Below are 16,895 nucleotides of genomic sequence, written 5' to 3'. Positions count from 1 at the left end.
GTGACTGCCAAGGAAAAGCCCCGCCCGCGCGGCGCCACGGACCACCGCCTCAAACGCATGCGGGAGGCGAATTTACGCCCGCAGAGCGCGGGCTCGTCCCAACGCACGCCGCAGTCGATCGTCGATTGCGGCTGGGGAAGGCTGATCTTCGCCAACACGTTCCTCGACACCGAATCGATAACCGCGGCCCTTCGCCGCGAACGTCCCGACCGGCGCGATATCGCTTTCTATGTCCAGGAGCCGCAAGTCGCCGTGGCGCTTGCGCCGCAGGAGCTGTTTCTCGACCCATCCCTCACCTATCGCCTCGACCTGACCAGCTACCGCCCAGCCCGCCGAAGGAAACACGCCTTTTTCATACGCCGTCTGACAACGGTGAGCGACGCGGAGTCGGTGAACGTCATCTATTCCGAACTTGGCATGGTCCAGGTGCCGCTGGACTTTTTCTGGGAACATCGCGACGCGCGAAAACTGACGGTCCTGGTGGCCGAGGATACCGAATCCGGCGCAATCATCGGCTCGGTCATGGGCGTCGATCACACACGCGCCTTCAACGACCCCGAGCGCGGCTCGTCGCTCTGGTGTCTGGCAGTGTCGCCAAAGTCGCCCTACGCCGGCATTGGCGAGTCTCTGGTGCGGCGCCTGGCCGAACATTTCCAGGCGCGCGAGGCGGCCTATATGGATCTGTCGGTTCTGCACGACAACGCGCCGGCCATCGGCCTATATGAGAAATTAGGGTTTCGCCGGGTGCCGGTTTTCGCGGTCAAACGCAAGAACCCGATCAATGAAAAGCTGTTCGTCGGCCAGCAGCCGGACGCCGACCTCAATCCCTATGCCAAGATCGTCGTCAACGAAGCGCGCCGCCGCGGCATCGCGGTCGAGATCGTCGACGCCGAGGGCGGTTTCTTCCGGCTTTCTCACGGAGGCCGCTCTATCCTGTGCCGCGAGGCGTTGAGCGAACTGACGACGGCCGTCGCCATGTCAATCTGTGACGACAAACGGGTGACCCGACGGGTGGTGGAGAAGGCCGGCGTCAAGGTGCCGGCGCAACTGACCGACGACAACGCCAACGCACGGGCGGAATTCCTGGCTGCGCATGGCAGCGTCGTGGTCAAGCCCGCGCGCGGCGAACAGGGCATGGGCGTCGCTGTCGGCTTAACGGACGCGGAAGAGATGGAAGCCGCCGTCGAATACGCAAGGTCCCTCTGCCCCGATATCGTTATCGAACAGTGTTTCGAAGGAAGCGACCTCAGGCTTGTCGTCATAGACTACAAGGTTGTCGCCGCCGCAATCCGAAAGCCAGCCCGCATTGTTGGCGACGGTGTGCGCGACGTGCGAAAGCTCATCGAAGTGCAAAGCCGCAGGCGGTCAAGCGCGACCGGCGGCGAAAGCACCATCCCGATGGACGCCGAAACCGAACGCTGCCTTGCCAACGCCGGGCTGGGTTGGGATGATGTTCCCGACCAGGGGCGCGAAATTCTCGTTCGCAAGACCGCCAATCTCCACACCGGCGGCACGATCGAGGATGTGACCGCCGAGACCCACCCTGCCCTGATCGAAGCGGCCGTCGCCGCCGCGCGCGCGATCCAGATTCCGGTGACTGGCATCGACCTGATGGTGCGGAGCCCGCGCGAACCCGACTATGTCTTCATAGAGGCCAACGAAAGGCCGGGACTCGCCAATCACGAACCGCAGCCGACGGCGGAACGCTATGTCGACCTGATGTTCCCGTTTTCCGCCGCCAATAAAAAACGCCAACCGGACGACGAAACCGAAGAATAGTCAGGCGACAAGTTGCTCGCCAAAGCGAATAGCGTCGAAGGCCTCGGCGATCACCTCCGGACCGGCGTCGACGCCGGGGCCCTTCACCGACAAAATCTGACGATAGCGCTTCGCGCCCGGCATGCCGTGGAACAGACCCACCATGTGGCGGGTGATGTGGACCATCCGCCCGCCACCGGCGACATGCCGGGCGGCGTGCTCCATCATGGCGTCGCGGACCGTCATCCATTCGACAGGCGAAGAGCCATCGCCGAAAAACCGCCGATCGACGTCAACCAGAAGGCCGGCATTGTGGTAGGCGGCGCGGCCAAGCATGACGCCATCGGTGTGGGCCAAGAGTTCCAACGCCTGATTCAGATTCTCAATGCCGCCGTTTATCCCTATGAATTGATTCGGCAATCGCTGCTTCAGACGAAACACCCGATCGTAATCAAGCGGGGGAATATCCCGGTTTTCCTTCGGGCTTAGCCCCTCAAGCCAGGCCTTGCGCGCATGCACCCACAGCGCATCACTGCCGACAGCGAATGTGGCGTCGGCCATCGTGTCGAGAGCGGTTTCGATGTCCTGATCATCCACGCCGAGACGACATTTGACGGTAACGGGCGTCGAAACGGCCTGCTTCATCGCCGACACGCATTCCGCCACCAGGTCTGGCTCCTGCATAAGGCAGGCGCCGAAACGGCCGGACTGAACCCTGTCGGACGGACAGCCGACATTTATGTTGATTTCGTCGTACCCCATATCGGCGGCGATGCGCGCCGCCTCGGCCATCTTTGAAGGCTCCGACCCGCCAAGCTGCAGGGCGACCGGATGCTCGGCCGGATCATACCCGATCAGCCGCTCGCGATCACCATGAATCACCGCGTCGGCCGTCACCATCTCGGTGTAGAGAAGCGCATGCCGCGTCAATTGCCGATGCAGAAAACGACAATGCCTGTCCGTCCAGTCCATCATGGGCGCGATGGCGAATTGTTTATATTTATCAGTCATTTGTATATTAATACCACACCAATCTCAGATTGGACGGACTAACATTGCGAGCTTCGGTGACAGGTAAGGCGTTTCCCCACCCGATTTTTCAGACTGTTACCATATAAATGTCGCTAGACACAGCCTTCCTGCTTCTGACTCAGTACTACGGCAAGACCCTCATTCCGCTCGAATAGGTGAGTCGCGATTTCTTTTCGCACCTAACGCTCCCGAAATTTCTTCGCAAGCTTGGGTCTGGACAGATTGGCATCTGCTTGGTGCGCGTGGAAAGGTGTCACAAGTTTGAGGGAGTATACTTCTGCAAGACTTGGCCTCATACCTCGACGAACCGCCCGAAATCACAGTGTCCGAGGCGCGCCTTCCGTCAGAATACGTAGCGGCCATCGCCTTGGTGCTATCGCCGCAAAGGGCTTTTATCAGATCCTCCGGCCCCGGTTTGGCGTCGCCCACAAGGGCAACATCGGTCCTGGTTGTTCTGCCGGTTTCCTCGGGCAGGATTGAGAGATGATTGATCGGCGCGTCACCGTTGAATGGCTGAAAGCGCTTGCTGGCGATCTCACCAGGCTTGCAGCCAACGTCGATGCTGCAGTCGGACGTATCGATAAGATCGTTGGCGATCCGCCTAAGGCGCCCGAAAAGCCCCGCCGACAATTGATATGGGCAATCGATCGCACCCCTTCCGGAAAGGCTGCACAACGGGAATGGCTTGGCTCCCGGTGAAAGTCTGCAACGCCTCGTAAGTCGCAGCTAGCATTCCCGTGGGAACGGGAAGTCCGATCTATCTTCCGCCGGCAACCTTCACGATTGCGCCGGTGGTGAAGGATGCGCCCTCGGAGCAGAGGAACATGACGACGGTTGCGACTTCATGCGGCTGCGCCATGCGCTTGAGCGAGGTCGATTCCACAAAGATCTTTTGCTGCTCGGGCGTCGATATGCCCGTGTCGATCGGACCAGGCGCGACGGCATTGACCCGGATTCCGTCAAGACCCAGTTCGCGGGAAAGACCGATCGTCATCGCGTTGATGCCGCCCTTGGAAGCGGCGTACCAGACGCAGCCCGGGCTGCCGGACTCATAGGCTGTCGACGAGAGCATCACGATCGATCCGCCATCCCCGCCATGTTTCGTGGACATGCGCTTGATGGCTTCGCGGCTATATGTCAGCGCAGCCACCGTGTTGATCATCAAGACCTCGGTGTAATTCTCGGTCGTCGATTCATCCAGACGCGAAGCAGCACCCGTTATCCCGGCGTTGTAGACGAGCGCGTCCAACCTGCCGAAGCGCGCATCGATTTCCTCGAACGCCTTGAGCGTATCGCCGTCGACGGCTGAATCCGCGCGAATGGCGAGAGCAACGCGCCCCTTGGCCTCAATCTCAGCCGCGACTTTCTGTGCGGCGGATTCAGCATTCTTGTAAGTGAATGCAACGTCGTAACCGAGATCAGCCGCATGCCTGCACACGGCTGCCCCGATGCCACGGCTCCCTCCGGTTACCAGTATGACTTTATTGGACATTGAAATAATCCTTATGATTGCGTTTGATCAACGAATTTTCCCAGCCATCGCAGGGGCTTGATCGAGAAATGGCTGGTCGCGTAGCGCCGGCCACGCGCTGATAGCCTTATGCCATTGGGTCAGTTGCTTTCTGGGACCGCGCCAGTCGATGTCGTGAAAGCGAAAATCGAGATAATCCAGCGCCACGGCCACGGACAGCGTGCCAAGGGTGCGGCCCTCGGCCTCCAGGTCGCCGATATTGGCCTCGAAGTAGTCGAGAACCGCATGGATTTTCGATGCCGTGGCGCCAAGCACCTCCGGCCATACACGCACCGCCGGCTTGCCGAGCTCGACGAGCCGAAGGATCAGGATATCGATCAAACCCGTGGCAATTGCGTGGGTGTTCATCACCTTGAGCTGGGCATCCGGGTCGGCCGGCCAAAGATCGTCTCGGCCAGCTTCCGTCGCAAGGTAAACGCCAATGACCAGAGAGTCCTTGAAGACCCGCCCATCGTCGGCGATGAGCGTCGGCACGCGCCCGAGCGGATTGAACGCGGTCACAGCCGGCGAGAAATCGGCAAGGTGAACCGAATGAAGCTCGAGCTTTATCCGATCGATAAATCCGGTCTCGGCCGCGAACACGCGAACCTTTCTCACGTAAGGCGAGCGAGTGGTGCCGAGAAGCCTCATCAGAAATAGTCCCAGAGGTCTATCTTTTCGGCTTCCGCTTTCGAGCCATTGAACACAAGGCGCCCGCTGTTGATGATCATGACCTGATCGGCAATTTTCATCGCCGAGACGATCTTGTGCTCGATCAGAATTGCCGGAACCCGCAGATCCTTGCAGACCTCGGAGATCTTGGCGAACAGCTCTTCAACCAGATCAGGCTGAAGGCCGACGGACGGCTCTTCGAGCAACAGACATTTCGGCGTTCCCAGCAGGGCGATACCCAGTGCGAGCATCTGCTGCTGACCACCGCTCAGCTCGCCCGCAATCGAGCTGCGCCGCTCCGCGAGCACCGGCAGAAGGTCGTACACGTCGGAGGCGGAGATGGACTGGCTGCCCTTCGCACGGTTGGCGGCATCGACGACGTCGATATTCTCCTTCACGCTCAGATCGGGGAAAACGCCCCTGCCCTCGGGCAGCAGCTTTATGCCGCGCTCGAGCCGCTGGTCGACCGACATCTTCTCGATGCGCTCGCCATTGAGAGTGATCTCCCCGTCAATGGTGTCAATGAGACCGAGGACCGCCTTGAGCGTTGTCGATTTGCCAGCACCATTGTGACCGAAGAAGGCCAGAATATCGCCGTCGTCCAGGGTGAAGGATACCTTCTCCAGCACCGGCTTGCCGCCGTAGCCGGCGATGAGATTGGTGGCTGACAGCGGCACCTCAGTGACCTCCGCCGAAGTAAATGCTGCCGAGTTCCTTGTCGGATACGATATCTTCCGTCTTGCCCTGCGCCAGAAGCGTGCCGCGATGAAAGAACAAGACCTCGTCGGCAATCCGGCGCACAATCTGGGTATTGTGCTCGACAATCAGCAGCGATTTTCCGCTCGCTTTCAATTTGTGAATCATCTCGACCATCGTATCCAACGCTGCGGCGGCCAGTCCGGATGTTGGTTCGTCCAACAACAGGAGTTCCGCATCGGTCGCGAGCACCCGCGCGACGCACAGGAGCTTCTTCTGTCCGTAGCTCAGGTTCTTGGCCAAATCGTCCGCCTTGTGCGACAGGCCCACCGTCTCGATGAACTCGCGCGCCTTTTCGCGCTTTGCGCGCAGGATCGCTTCGGTGTGAATCGGCCGGAAAATGGCCGTCAGCGGATTGTTGCCCGCCTCGCTTGCCAGGCACGTCATCACGTTGTCCATGACGCTGAGTTCTTCGAACAGGCGCAGGTTCTGAAACGTTCGCGCGATACCCGCTTCAATGCGCTCGTGCCGGCTGGCTTTGGTCAAGTCCTGCCCCTTGAACCTGATCGTGCCGGTATCGGGCGCGATGAAGCCCGTTATGACATTGAAGACAGATGTCTTTCCCGCGCCGTTCGGCCCGACAATGCAGGAAATCTCTTTCGACCGGATCGAGAACGTGCAGTCAGTGAGCGCGGCAATGCCTCCGAACTTCTTGTTCACGCCGGCTACATCGAGAAAAGTCATCTAGAGACTCCTTCCCGCGATGCCCTGCGGACGCCACAGCACGCAGGCGATAAGGATCACGCCGAATATCAGCTGGCGAACCGGCCCGACCAGCGAAGACGAGATTTCCAGCAATGTCAGAAGCTGGGGAATGGCCAGAAGCAGGAATGGCCCTATGATCGACCCGGCCAGCGTTCTGGCGCCGCCAATCACCACCATCGTTATCACGAGCACCGACACGTGAATGTCGAACGAAATCGGATCGATAAAGCTGATGTAGACGGCGTAAAGCGCCCCTGCGCAGCCGGCATAGGCGCCCGATACGAGCGACACACCGACCTTGGCTCGCAGAACCTTGCGGCCGGAAGCGGAAACCGCGATTTCATCAAGGCGGATCGCATGCAACAGCTTGCCATATGGCGAGCGCAGCAGGCACCAGAAACTGAAGGCCATGAGAGCCAATGCGACGGTTGAAATCCAGAGGAACTCACCCGCGGTCACAAACCTGACCCCAAAAATCTCGGCGACAGGAATGCCTGGCAAACCCGCGGCCCCGCCCGTTACCGCGACCCAGTTGATGAACACGGCAGTCGCGACAAGCTGCGTCCCGAAGGACGTAATGACAAAGTAATCGCCAGCCAGCCTCAGCGAGGGCAGCGCCGTGAGCAGGTTCAGCGAGGCGGCAATCATCATCGCACCACAAACGGCGGGAAAGAACGGCGCCCCTGCAGCGGCCAGAACCGCATAGGCATAGGCGCCGCAGCCCATGATCGCGGCCTGGGCCACGGAGAAAATGCCAACGACGCCCATCAGAAGGTTCGTCGAGATCGCGACGATCGCGAAGATTTCGGCCAGAACGATAAAGCTGAAAAGGAAGTTCATGGGACCCTCTACAGCTCGCGCTTGAATTTGCGTTTCACCAGACCCTCGGGGCGAAGGAGGATGAACAGGATGAAAATCGCGAACACAACGCCGAGCGACCAGCGTCCGGAAACAAACAAGACCGAAACACTTTGAATGATCGATAGCACGATGGACATCAGGAAGGCGCCCGCCAGGCTGCCAATACCGCCGGCAATGACGGCCACAACCGCCGTCAAAAGAATGATCAGGGAGGTGTAGGGCTGCATGGCCTGGTCGATGCCCACCAGCGTGCCCGGCACCGCGACCAGCGCGGAGGATATCGCGATTGCGTACAAGAACATGCGCTGAGGCCGCAAATGCGTGATCTGGGCAAGTTCCGGGTTTGACGCAACCGCGCGAATCTGACGGCCAAGTGCCGTGCGGCTGGAAAACACCTGCAGAGCAAGAAACAGCAACGGACAGAGAATAACGATGAGCAGTTGCGGAATGCTCAGGAGGATCGGACCAAACTCCAGATACTCCGTCCGCCAGGGCAAGTCGAACTGGATGATATTGGGACTGAACAGGATGGCAGACACGTTCTGCAGCACCGTGAGCACCCCGATAGACCCGATCAGCATGACCAGCGGCGTTGCCTTAAGACGCTCGAGCTTGGCGTAGAGCAGCCCCTGTATCATCATTCCGAGGAGCGCGCCGACGATCATTGCAATGAGCAAGGCGGGCACGAAGGGAATATCCAAACCGATGCAATACCACGCCACGTAGCAGCAGAACGTATATATTCCGGCATGCGCAACGTGGAACGTACCGGTCGCGCTGTAGAAGTAGGCGAAAGTCGCCGCAACCAGACCAATCGAACATCCGGTCACTATCCCGTCCACGAGAAGGTGGACCAATAACATCGTCATTACGGCGACTTTTCTTAGTTTGGAAGGCCTGAAGGCTTACTCTGCGACGCTTCCGGTCGTTATGACGACACGCTCGTCACCCTGGTACTGCAGGATTTCAACCGGCCGCGACGCGGTGTTGGTTGTAAACTCCAGCTTGGCGACGTCAGAGTCAAAGGTTCCGGTCTCGAACAACGCTTCGCGCATCGCCTTGCCTGTCAACTCCTTGCCGTCCTCAACCAGGCTCTGCGCCAACGTGAGAATGAGGTTCGTCGAGTTGTAATATTCGCGGGCGAAGAAGCCCATATCGTCGACGTCGAACTTCTCTTTGAACTTCGTCACGAGTTCGTCGCTCGGGTAACCCGACTGAATGCCCGTCTGGTACCATCCTTCGGTAGACGGATACCCGAAGAAGGGAGACGAGAACGTGTTCCCGATACCGAGCGGGAAGCTCGGGACCTGACCGATTTGATCTGCCATGGCAGCCTGGCTCTGGGTGATCGCGATATAGACAAAATCCGGCTTTGCCGCAGCGACCTTCAAAAGCGACGCACGGTAGTTTGTCTGACCAAACTCGACGGGTTCGTCGGCAATGACCTCGCCGCCGGCTGCCTCGAAAAACTTCTTGAAGCTGTCACGTCCAGAAACGCCAGCCGCTGCGTTTTCATAGATGATCGCAGCGGATTTGCCCAAGTTTTCCGACGCGTAATTTGCAAGCACATGCGCCTCATCGCCAACCAGCGGTATGGTGTTGACGAGATAGCTGGAGGCGTCTGCGAGGCTGTCGGACTGCGCTGCAGGATTGACGATCAGGATTTCGCGACGCTCACCCAATGGCGCGATCGCGAGCGAGATCGACGAATAGGCCGTCAGCATGACTGGCACATCTCCAAGATCGGCCATGCGATTGAACGCCAGCACGCCCTGATCCGGCTTGCCCTGACTGTCATCGAAAACGACCTCGACCGGCGTTCCGTCCAGGCCGCCGTTTTCGTTGAACTGATCGATCGCGAACTGAACGCCGTTCTGCTCCTCAATTCCGATCGGAGCCGCCGGACCGGTTAGCGGCAGCAAGGCGCCGATCGTCAGATCGGCAGCTTGCGCCGCTCCACCGACCGCAAACCCCATCAAGCCAACCGTGACAAATCCACCAATTCCCAGTTTACGCATTGCATTCTCCTCCCAATGACTTCCAAAGTTATTCCTACGATTTATTGAACCGTTTCATTTCAAAAATGATGGTGGAACCGAAAACCAAAGTCAAGACTAATTATGTATCAGGCCATCGCCGATCGGCGTACGTTCCGGCTTTTCCGCACCCTTTGCCGAAGCTGCGCCGACCGAGCCCGTCTCGTCACATCACCTCACAAGTGATTAAGGCCCTAAAATCGCCCATTGATGGGTGTTTATCAGCCCCTTAGGCCTCGCCCTCAGGCACCAACGTCCATAACAGGATTTGCGGCGCCTCCCGACGCAACTTCCACCATGCGCGCATCGCAATGGGCATGGGCCGGCAGACGCACACCCTTCCGGATCGGGAAATTTTGAAACGCTACTTCCGGTGTCGTATTAAATTTATTGAACCGTTTCATTTCTTCGGCTATTGGTTTGCACATGGTGACCGAACCCGTGAGTTCAGCAACCAGAGTGGCATCGCACCTCGAAGGCCGTGACTGCAAAAGAGAATGCCGGGGAAAACCGTGACAATGTCAGAGCACCGCATATTAAGGCCAGCGTGGGTCGACCTTGGCCGCGTCAGCCTTCGTTATGCCGTGTCCGGCGCCCCGGATCCCGACACGCCCCCGATTGTTCTGTTGCACGAGATGGCGGCGTCCATGGAGACCTGGGAGCCGGCAATCGAGATCCTCGCGCGCGATCACCACGTCATCGCTTATGACTGGCGTGGCTGCGGTGGCTCGGAGAAGGTCGTCGGGAGCGTGTCGATGGACGACCACGTCGAAGACCTCAAGGCCCTGCTCGATATGCTGAACCTGGGGCGCAAGCCCGTCATCGCGGGAATAGCGGTCGGCGGAGCAATCGCCTCTTCGTTTGCCGCGGCTTATCCCGACGTGATTGCCGGCCTGATCATTATCTGCCCGGCGATGGGAATTGCGGCGGAAAGCGCGCCTGCCAGGCTGGCCTACATCAAACGGCTCGAAGAAGGCGGCATGAGAAGCGTCGTCGATGAGTCTCTGGCCGGCGGATATCCGGAGCAATTTCGGGTCGGTCGCGAGCAGAAATTCGCTGAGTTCCGCGCACGCTGGATATCCGGCGACGCGGCAAGTTTCGCCGCGACATTCCGCATGCTTATGGCGCTGGATATGCCGACGGTGCTTGCCCGCATTGCCTGCCCGACGCTGGCGGTCGCCGGTGAGTACGACCCCAACCGCACGCCTGAATATGTGAAGGGCGTTGCCGCGATGATCCCCGGCGCGGCCCTGAAGGTCGTGCCCGGCGGCCACCACATGCCGCACCAGATTCCCTCCATTTGCGCGGAGTTCGTCAGTGCCTTTGTCGCGTCGCTGAACTCCCGGCAGAAAACCGAAACCCCTACTGCTCAACTAGGACCTACAGGATGACCGAGAAAACCATCATTACATGTGCTGCAACCGGGGCTTCGCTCACGCCGTCCATGTCGCCTTACCTGCCGATCTCGCCGGAGGAGATTTCCACCCAGTCGGTGGCAGCATCGAAGGCCGGCGCGGCAATCATTCATCTGCACGCGCGCAATCCCGATGGAACTCCGACCAACGACACGGAGGTGTGGCGCGAAATCGTCTCCGGAATTCGCGACAATTGCGACTCGCTGATCAATATGTCAGCGTCGCTCGGCAAAACATCCAAGGAGCGGCTATCGGCGGTCGTCGAATTGCGGCCGGACCTGGCAACCGTAATCGTCGGCTCGATGAATTATGGCTTGTTCAGGAAGGCCGAGAACCAGGGCGTTTCCGAATTCGAAAGCGAGTGGGAAAAGGAGGCCTTCGGCCCCTCCAGCTATGAAATCGTCACCGACAACAACTTCGCCAAGATCGGCGAAATGCTGGATATCCTGATCGCTGAAGACATCGCGATCGAGTTCGAGTGCTATGACGTCGGACATCTCTACATTCTCGATTATCACCTGAGCAAAAAGAACGTAAAACGGCCGATCATCGTGCAGTTTCTGACGGGCATTCTGGGCGGCATCGCCTCTCATCCTCAGCATCTCGTCCATATGAAAACCACCGCCGAGCAGCTGTTCGGCAGCGAGCTGAAATTGTTTATTCATGGTACCGGCATGGCAAACATCCGCACGGCCACTGCGGGCGGGCTGCTGGGCACGCATATTCGGATCGGGCAGGAAGACAATTTATTCGACAAGCCGGGGGTTCCTTTTGAATCCAACGCCGCGCAGGTCGAACGGATGCGCCTGATTTTCGACGCTTTGAATATCGAAGTCGCAAATGCGACGGAAGCGCGCGAGATTCTGCAGCTGTCGTGAGTGTCGCGGCGGACCGCGCTATCTGGAGGTAGAGCATGCTTCATTCCTGGACCATCGGCGACATTCAGGTGACAAGTCTCGTCGAGTACTACGGGCCGACTCACGACCCGGAGTTCCTCTACCCCGCATTCAACCGGTCACAGTTTGAAGCCGCTGTTCGGAAGTTGCCGCGCGGGCATTATGCGCCCGCGACGGACCGCCTCGTCGTTGCAATTCAGACCTGGCTGGTTCGGGCCGGGTCCCGTCGGATATTGATCGATACGGGCTGCGGAAACGGCAAGGTTAGGACGACCCCCCGCATGAACCGTATGAACAGCCTCTGGCCAGAGTGGTTTGCGGCCACCGGCGAGACATTCGACAGCATTACCGATGTGGTCATGACCCATTTCCACGCGGACCATGTCGGGTGGAACACTCGCGCGGACGGAGACAAATGGGCGCCCTCCTTCCCCAATGCCGTCTACCATTTTCCCAAGAAGGATTTTGAGTGGTTCGACGCCGCGCATAAAGACGGCAGGATGTCAGACGGCGGCTCGTTTGCTGACAGCGTGCAGCCTATCGTCGACGCCGGTCTCGCCGAGTTCATTACGGATCAGGAGGAGATCGCGGGTTGCCTGAAGGTTGCGCAGGCGCCCGGCCATACGCCAGGACAGCTCAACTTCTGGCTGGAATCCGAAGGCCAGCAGGGCGTCTTCTCGGCTGACATCTTTCACAGCACCGTTCAAATCTACTGCCCCGAGTGGAATACGGCCTTCTGCATCGAACAGGATAACGCGTTAGCGACGCGGAAGGCTTTTTTGAAGCGTGCTGCGGAAACCGGCGCTTTGGTTATGCCGTGCCATTTTGCCCCGCCGCATTGCGGCTATATCCGCGAGGCCTCTGGCGGCTATTCCTTCGAGCCAGCCGCACCAGGCTATTTTGCGATGGCGGGCTAGCAGCTTCCTGCTCTTCCCGAACGCAAGGGAGATTCAGCGTTGACCATGCCTCATCCCTATCGGGTATTATGACTTGCGTATCCAAGTCACGTTCAGGCATGAAACGACAACACTCGCCAGCAATACCCATGAGATCCAGGGGAACACGATTCACGCAAACACGGACAAGATGTTCAACGCACGATCGGCCGATGGAATTGTGATCCAATTTAAGATCTGTTGTTCGAGATAACATGAGCAAATCCCGGAAACCGCCGACCATCAGTGACGTTGCAAAGCTGGCAGGTGTGTCAGTGGGAACTGTCTCCAACGTCTTGAACAACCGCGCCAGCGTCAGCGCGGGCCGCGCCAGGCGGGTGATGCGCGCCGTCAGGGAACTGGGCTTTACCGGCAGCATGCTGGCCAAGGGCATGCGCGCGCAACACAACACATTGATCGGTCTGTGCGTGCCCAATACGGGCTTTGCCAACTTTGCGTCGCTTGCCGACACACTCGATGAACTGTCCGTGGCCGACAATTTCGAGCTGATCCAGGTTTTTAGCCGCTACGATGCCGAGCGCGAACTGGCAAGGATCCGCAGGCTCATTGCCTATAAGGCGGCAGGGCTCCTGATTGTCCCTAGCCTGCAGCCGCAACGTGTTCTCGATCTGGTCTACGAGGCTGGACTTCCAACGGTCATCATCAACCGCATGGTTCCCAACGAAACCCGCTTTGATCAAATCGCCCTCGACCACGAGACCGGGATCGTGGAGGTAGCCAGCCGGTTGCTGGAATTGGGCCACAAGCACATTGCCCTTGCCATTCAGTATCCCCAGCTTTCAGTGACGCAGCAACGCATATCCAGCCTGACCTGGACTGTTGAAGCGAGCGGCAAAGGCGCGAAATGGTCTGTCTTGGAGTGCGGCTTCGAGAGCGAGACGTTTGAAAACACATTCGCGGAAACGATGCGCTCGCCGGAAAGGCCAACTGCTATCATTGCTTCGAACGACCTCCTCGCATCGTGGCTGATCAGGGCGATGCACAATAATGGCATCCAATGTCCGAAGGATATGTCGCTTGTCGTGCTGGAGGAGCCGGATTGGGCCGAACTGGTCTATCCCAAGCTCTCCTGCTTTCAGCAGCCTGCGCGTGAAATCGGCCGGCTGGCTTGGGACAAGCTTACGCAGCGCATCAATGGCGAAGCTGGGGAGCCAGTGACACTGCGTTGTGCGGGAAAGATGGTATTCAGAGGCTCCGTCGCCGAGTACAATAAAAGTACAACTTCGGAATAATAGAACTCTTGAGTTATTGATTCCAAAACGTTTCTCGCAACGTCCGTCCAATCCACCATGAGTGCGATGGCAAATATTTTTTGTTTTTCAATCATTTATATAGGCTTTTTGCGCCACTCCGAGATCGGACAGACCGGCATTGCCCGTCAGACAGCTAGCGAGCGGATTTTGTTCGATTTTTCAAAGTGCGGCGATCAATGTCGTTCAACACCCCTTCCACTTTTTGCACAAACGGGTCGGGCACTCGTCCGTCTGCGGGAATCGGGTCGGATGCTTCATCAGCGCTGATCTGGCGTGACAGCCAGTCGAAGCTACCGCGTCGATCACGTATGGCAAGGATGTGGGCGTTACTGGCCAGACAGCGCCGGATCTCGCGGTTCCAGTCGAACTGGTAGGCCTCGCCCGACGCGAAGAGCAGACCGCGCAGGCCATCCAGCACGATGCGAATCTCGGTTCAACGTCGATTGGTGGACATTGAGGACATCGGCGGCTACCGCATGCTGCGATGTTGCTCCTCGTCCACAGGCGCAATGCCCGTACAATAGGTTGGTTTTTCCCTTTGGCGCGGCGATAAGGGAACGCGATGTCTGTCCAGTCCTATTCCATGGGAGCAATGACCAGCTTTCCTTTGGGGACGCCCGCCTTTTCGAGCTCGACGATGGCCGGGATCGCCTCTGACAGCGGTACGACGCGACCGATCATAGGTACGAGCGTGCCGTGTTCGAGCCCTTCGGCAATACCCGCGAAGCTTTCCGGGGTCGGATTGGCGATCACGACATGATGCCGCGATGAAAGCAGGGCGCCGATCATCTTTGCGGGCGTGGGCACGATGTGCAGTGACATGCCACCCTTCTTCAGCATTGAACCACACTCTCGCAGCGACAGCGCTCCGGCGGTATCGAAAATGACATCGAAGCGGCCTCGATATGATCCAATGTTGAAGGCGCGGTAGTCGATAACCTCGCTCACGCCCAGCGCCTGAGCTTCCTCGAGCCCGGATTCACGGCAACTGCCGGTAACGGCTGCACCCTGCGTGCGGGCGATCTGCAACGCCAAACGCCCCACGCTTCCCAGACATCCGGTGATCAGGACGGACTGGCCGGCTCTCAGCTTCGCCTTTTTCATGAGTGAGATCCAGGCTGCAGAACCGATAACCGTCATGGCCGCCGCCTGCTCGAAAGTGACATTGGTCGGCTTCAGTCCAACGTTTTTTTCGTCCGCAACGAGATATTCGGCGAATGCGCCGGCTTGCCGGATGGCGGCGGCGCCGAAGACCTCATCGCCAACCTTGAATCGTTTGACTTCGGGTCCAACCGCATCGACCACACCGGAAAAGTCATGGCCGAGACCACGCGGAAAGCGCGAACCCGTCATCATTTTCATTTCGCCGCGCCGGATCTTCCAGTCCATCGGGTTGACCGATGCGGCCTTGACCCGAACCAGAATCTGACCGGGCCCGGGTTTCGGCTGATCCACATCGGCAAGCGAAAGCTCTTCCGGGTTGCCATATTGGAAATATTGGATGCGCTTCATAACCGGTTCTTCTCAATTTGCTTGGCTTTGAAAACAGTTGGGAGCGTGACACTCATCGTGCTCATCATCCGCCCCACCAAACCCAGACAAAGGCTGCCCCAAGCACCGCCTCCGCGATTGCAGAACGAAGGATGCCCGCACTGACACGCCGCGCCAGCCACTCATTGAGGCCAAGACCTGCGAGCAGTACGGCTGTTCCGCTCATGACCAGGCACACCGCCGACCGGATTTCCGAGGGGCCGGCTGTTCGCCCCAGGAAGAACATCAGGGCGAGGCCGAGATACATCAGGCCGATCCGGCGAAACAGGATGAGCGCGCCAGTCGTGCTCTCGAGCCCCCACTCCTTTAGCACGCTTCCGCCGAAGAAAATGAAGCGGACGGCGAGAACAATACACGCGACTGTCATGACGAGCGCCAATATCTCGAAAGTCAAAGCCAGTCTCCCTGATCAAATGATCGCTGGACAGCGAAAGCATCCACTTATAGGCAGTCGACTTCGGACGAACTATACGCCAAAATCCTGCTTTTGTTGGAGATCATCCAGAATGGACCCGCTATCCGATATCGTCTCGTTCCTGCGACTGCGAAGCTATCTCGTTGGCGGCTTCGAAGCGGGTGGGAACTGGTCCATAGGCTTTGACGCCCACGAAGCCATCAAGTGCTACGCCGTGACCGCCGGCGCGTGCTGGATCGCGGTGGAAGGCGCGGGCGATCCCGTGTTTCTGAAAGAAGGCGATTGCTTCATCATGCCGCGAGGCCGGCCGTTTCAGATCGCCAGTGACCTGAGCCTGCCGCCCGACGATTGGCGACGCTACTTTCTCGGCGCCGAAGAAGGCGCGCTGGTGAAGCTCAACGACGGCAACGGGGTAACGGTGCTCGGCGGCCACTTTGCGCTCGCGGGGCCCCAAGCGGAGATTCTGCTCGGCATGCTGCCGCCAATCGTCCATGTGCGCGGCGAGACGGATCGCGAGACACTGCGCTGGGCCTTCGAGCGCATGCGGCAGGAACTGACAGATCTCAAGCCGGGTGGCATCCTCGTCGCACAGCAACTCGCCTCCATGATCTTCATCCAGGCGCTCCGTCTCTATCTCAATGAGAACGAGGGTATCGGCTGGCTGTTCGCGCTGTCCGATCAACGGGTGGGGGCAGCCATCAAGGCGATCCATCGGGAGCCGTCGCGCCGCTGGACGGTGGAAACGCTCGCTGCTGAAGCCGGCATGTCTCGCGCCAGCTTTGCGGCGCGGTTTCGGCATCTGGTCGGCGAAAGTCCGATCGCGTATATCACGCGCTGGCGAATGCTGCTCGCCGGGCGAAGTCTGGAGCACGGTGAACCCATCGGCGCAATTGCCCATGCGCTAGGCTATGAATCGGAAAGCGCGTTTAGAACGGCCTTCAAACGTGTGACGGGCAACACGCCCCGCCATCACGCGCGTTCGTTTGGACATGGCGGCGCCGAGAATTTGCTCGTGCAGAGCGGAACCTAGAGGGCCGTGCGTCCATATGGACGCACAACGGACGCTTTACACCTTTTTA

Annotated in this window: 18 protein-coding genes; 6 read left to right on the top strand and 12 right to left on the bottom strand. The window is 58.9% G+C overall.

Going from position 1 to position 16,895, the window contains the following annotated elements:
• The gene (gene ngg, locus K1W69_RS04040; protein ID WP_370688171.1) at positions 1-1,779 is read left to right on the top strand and encodes an N-acetylglutaminylglutamine synthetase; all 1,779 of its coding nucleotides are present in this window, start codon (positions 1-3) and stop codon (positions 1,777-1,779) included.
• Here the strand turns inward: ngg and dusA are convergent, their stop codons facing one another.
• The 9 genes from dusA to K1W69_RS03995 form a co-directional block, all read right to left on the bottom strand.
• The gene (gene dusA, locus K1W69_RS04035; RefSeq protein WP_220227042.1) at positions 1,780-2,769 is read right to left on the bottom strand and encodes a tRNA dihydrouridine(20/20a) synthase DusA; all 990 of its coding nucleotides are present in this window, start codon (positions 2,767-2,769) and stop codon (positions 1,780-1,782) included.
• A gap of 159 nt (positions 2,770-2,928) precedes the next feature.
• Complete coding sequence (locus tag K1W69_RS27405) at positions 2,929-3,420, bottom strand: hypothetical protein (protein WP_370688170.1); 492 nt, start codon at positions 3,418-3,420, stop codon at positions 2,929-2,931.
• 127 nt (positions 3,421-3,547) lie between these two features.
• A complete protein-coding gene (locus K1W69_RS04025; RefSeq protein WP_258570797.1) occupies positions 3,548-4,282 on the bottom strand; it encodes an SDR family NAD(P)-dependent oxidoreductase in 735 nt (244 codons plus the stop codon).
• Positions 4,283-4,309: 27 nt separating this feature from the next.
• Entirely contained in the window at positions 4,310-4,951 is a 642-nt protein-coding gene (locus tag K1W69_RS04020) for a glutathione S-transferase family protein (RefSeq protein ID WP_220227040.1), read from the bottom strand.
• Positions 4,951-5,649: an ABC transporter ATP-binding protein gene (locus K1W69_RS04015; protein WP_220227039.1), complete on the bottom strand. Its 699-nt coding sequence runs from the start codon at positions 5,647-5,649 to the stop codon at positions 4,951-4,953. Before K1W69_RS04015 ends, K1W69_RS04020 begins: the two co-directional genes overlap by 1 nt.
• Before the next feature lies 1 nt (position 5,650).
• The gene (locus K1W69_RS04010; RefSeq protein ID WP_220227038.1) at positions 5,651-6,412 is read right to left on the bottom strand and encodes an ABC transporter ATP-binding protein; all 762 of its coding nucleotides are present in this window, start codon (positions 6,410-6,412) and stop codon (positions 5,651-5,653) included.
• Positions 6,413-7,273, bottom strand: a complete 861-nt coding sequence (locus K1W69_RS04005; protein WP_220227037.1) for a branched-chain amino acid ABC transporter permease — start codon at positions 7,271-7,273, stop codon at positions 6,413-6,415.
• 8 nt (positions 7,274-7,281) lie between these two features.
• Positions 7,282-8,163 carry a branched-chain amino acid ABC transporter permease gene (locus K1W69_RS04000; RefSeq protein ID WP_220227036.1) on the bottom strand — a complete coding sequence of 294 codons (882 nt, stop codon included), beginning with the start codon at positions 8,161-8,163 and terminating at the stop codon, positions 7,282-7,284.
• A 36-nt stretch (positions 8,164-8,199) separates the two neighbouring features.
• Complete coding sequence (locus tag K1W69_RS03995) at positions 8,200-9,312, bottom strand: ABC transporter substrate-binding protein (protein ID WP_220227035.1); 1,113 nt, start codon at positions 9,310-9,312, stop codon at positions 8,200-8,202.
• Positions 9,313-9,848: 536 nt separating this feature from the next.
• On the opposite strand from K1W69_RS03995, the gene K1W69_RS03990 reads away from it, so the two are divergent.
• The 4 genes from K1W69_RS03990 (at position 9,849) to K1W69_RS03975 (ending at position 13,829) form a co-directional block, all read left to right on the top strand.
• On the top strand, positions 9,849-10,721 hold the full coding sequence (locus K1W69_RS03990) for an alpha/beta fold hydrolase (RefSeq protein WP_220227034.1): 873 nt from the start codon (positions 9,849-9,851) through the stop codon (positions 10,719-10,721).
• Complete coding sequence (locus tag K1W69_RS03985; RefSeq protein WP_220227033.1) at positions 10,718-11,623, top strand: beta-keto acid cleavage family enzyme; 906 nt, start codon at positions 10,718-10,720, stop codon at positions 11,621-11,623. Before K1W69_RS03990 ends, K1W69_RS03985 begins: the two co-directional genes overlap by 4 nt.
• Before the next feature lie 68 nt (positions 11,624-11,691).
• The gene (locus K1W69_RS03980; protein ID WP_220227032.1) at positions 11,692-12,558 is read left to right on the top strand and encodes an MBL fold metallo-hydrolase; all 867 of its coding nucleotides are present in this window, start codon (positions 11,692-11,694) and stop codon (positions 12,556-12,558) included.
• 233 nt (positions 12,559-12,791) lie between these two features.
• Positions 12,792-13,829 carry a LacI family DNA-binding transcriptional regulator gene (locus K1W69_RS03975; protein ID WP_220227031.1) on the top strand — a complete coding sequence of 346 codons (1,038 nt, stop codon included), beginning with the start codon at positions 12,792-12,794 and terminating at the stop codon, positions 13,827-13,829.
• A gap of 154 nt (positions 13,830-13,983) precedes the next feature.
• On the opposite strand, the gene K1W69_RS03970 is transcribed toward K1W69_RS03975, so the two are convergent.
• The 3 genes from K1W69_RS03970 to K1W69_RS03960 all read right to left on the bottom strand — a co-directional run bounded on the left by K1W69_RS03970 (position 13,984) and on the right by K1W69_RS03960 (position 15,795).
• Positions 13,984-14,268, bottom strand: coding sequence for a hypothetical protein (locus tag K1W69_RS03970; protein WP_220227030.1), 285 nt, complete (start codon positions 14,266-14,268; stop codon positions 13,984-13,986).
• Positions 14,269-14,426: 158 nt separating this feature from the next.
• Positions 14,427-15,362, bottom strand: coding sequence for an NADP-dependent oxidoreductase (locus K1W69_RS03965; protein WP_220227029.1), 936 nt, complete (start codon positions 15,360-15,362; stop codon positions 14,427-14,429).
• 64 nt (positions 15,363-15,426) lie between these two features.
• The gene (locus K1W69_RS03960; protein WP_220227028.1) at positions 15,427-15,795 is read right to left on the bottom strand and encodes a hypothetical protein; all 369 of its coding nucleotides are present in this window, start codon (positions 15,793-15,795) and stop codon (positions 15,427-15,429) included.
• Between the two features lie 112 nt (positions 15,796-15,907).
• On the opposite strand from K1W69_RS03960, the gene K1W69_RS03955 reads away from it, so the two are divergent.
• Entirely contained in the window at positions 15,908-16,846 is a 939-nt protein-coding gene (locus K1W69_RS03955; protein WP_220227027.1) for an AraC family transcriptional regulator, read from the top strand.
• Positions 16,847-16,895: the final 49 nt, after the last annotated feature.

The sequence above is a fragment of the Flavimaribacter sediminis genome, assembly GCF_019492055.1.
Taxonomy (GTDB): Bacteria; Pseudomonadota; Alphaproteobacteria; order Rhizobiales; family Rhizobiaceae; genus Flavimaribacter; species Flavimaribacter sediminis.
The sequence above is the reverse complement of the archived record's forward strand: the minus strand, read 5'-3'. Positions and strand labels throughout refer to the sequence as shown.

Bases quoted from the DNA above. Each gene is read 5' to 3' on its own strand.
- K1W69_RS04005 (WP_220227037.1), bottom strand. From the start codon at position 7,273: ATGAACTTCCTTTTCAGCTTTATCGTTCTGGCCGAAATCTTCGCGATC.
- K1W69_RS03990 (WP_220227034.1), top strand. From the start codon at position 9,849: ATGTCAGAGCACCGCATATTAAGGCCAGCGTGGGTCGACCTTGGCCGC.
- K1W69_RS03955 (WP_220227027.1), top strand. From the start codon at position 15,908: ATGGACCCGCTATCCGATATCGTCTCGTTCCTGCGACTGCGAAGCTAT.
- K1W69_RS03995 (WP_220227035.1), bottom strand. From the start codon at position 9,312: ATGCGTAAACTGGGAATTGGTGGATTTGTCACGGTTGGCTTGATGGGG.
- K1W69_RS03975 (WP_220227031.1), top strand. From the start codon at position 12,792: ATGAGCAAATCCCGGAAACCGCCGACCATCAGTGACGTTGCAAAGCTG.
- K1W69_RS03965 (WP_220227029.1), bottom strand. From the start codon at position 15,362: ATGAAGCGCATCCAATATTTCCAATATGGCAACCCGGAAGAGCTTTCG.
- dusA (WP_220227042.1), bottom strand. From the start codon at position 2,769: ATGACTGATAAATATAAACAATTCGCCATCGCGCCCATGATGGACTGG.
- K1W69_RS04000 (WP_220227036.1), bottom strand. From the start codon at position 8,163: ATGACGATGTTATTGGTCCACCTTCTCGTGGACGGGATAGTGACCGGA.
- K1W69_RS04025 (WP_258570797.1), bottom strand. From the start codon at position 4,282: ATGTCCAATAAAGTCATACTGGTAACCGGAGGGAGCCGTGGCATCGGG.
- K1W69_RS04010 (WP_220227038.1), bottom strand. From the start codon at position 6,412: ATGACTTTTCTCGATGTAGCCGGCGTGAACAAGAAGTTCGGAGGCATT.
- K1W69_RS04020 (WP_220227040.1), bottom strand. From the start codon at position 4,951: ATGAGGCTTCTCGGCACCACTCGCTCGCCTTACGTGAGAAAGGTTCGC.
- K1W69_RS03985 (WP_220227033.1), top strand. From the start codon at position 10,718: ATGACCGAGAAAACCATCATTACATGTGCTGCAACCGGGGCTTCGCTC.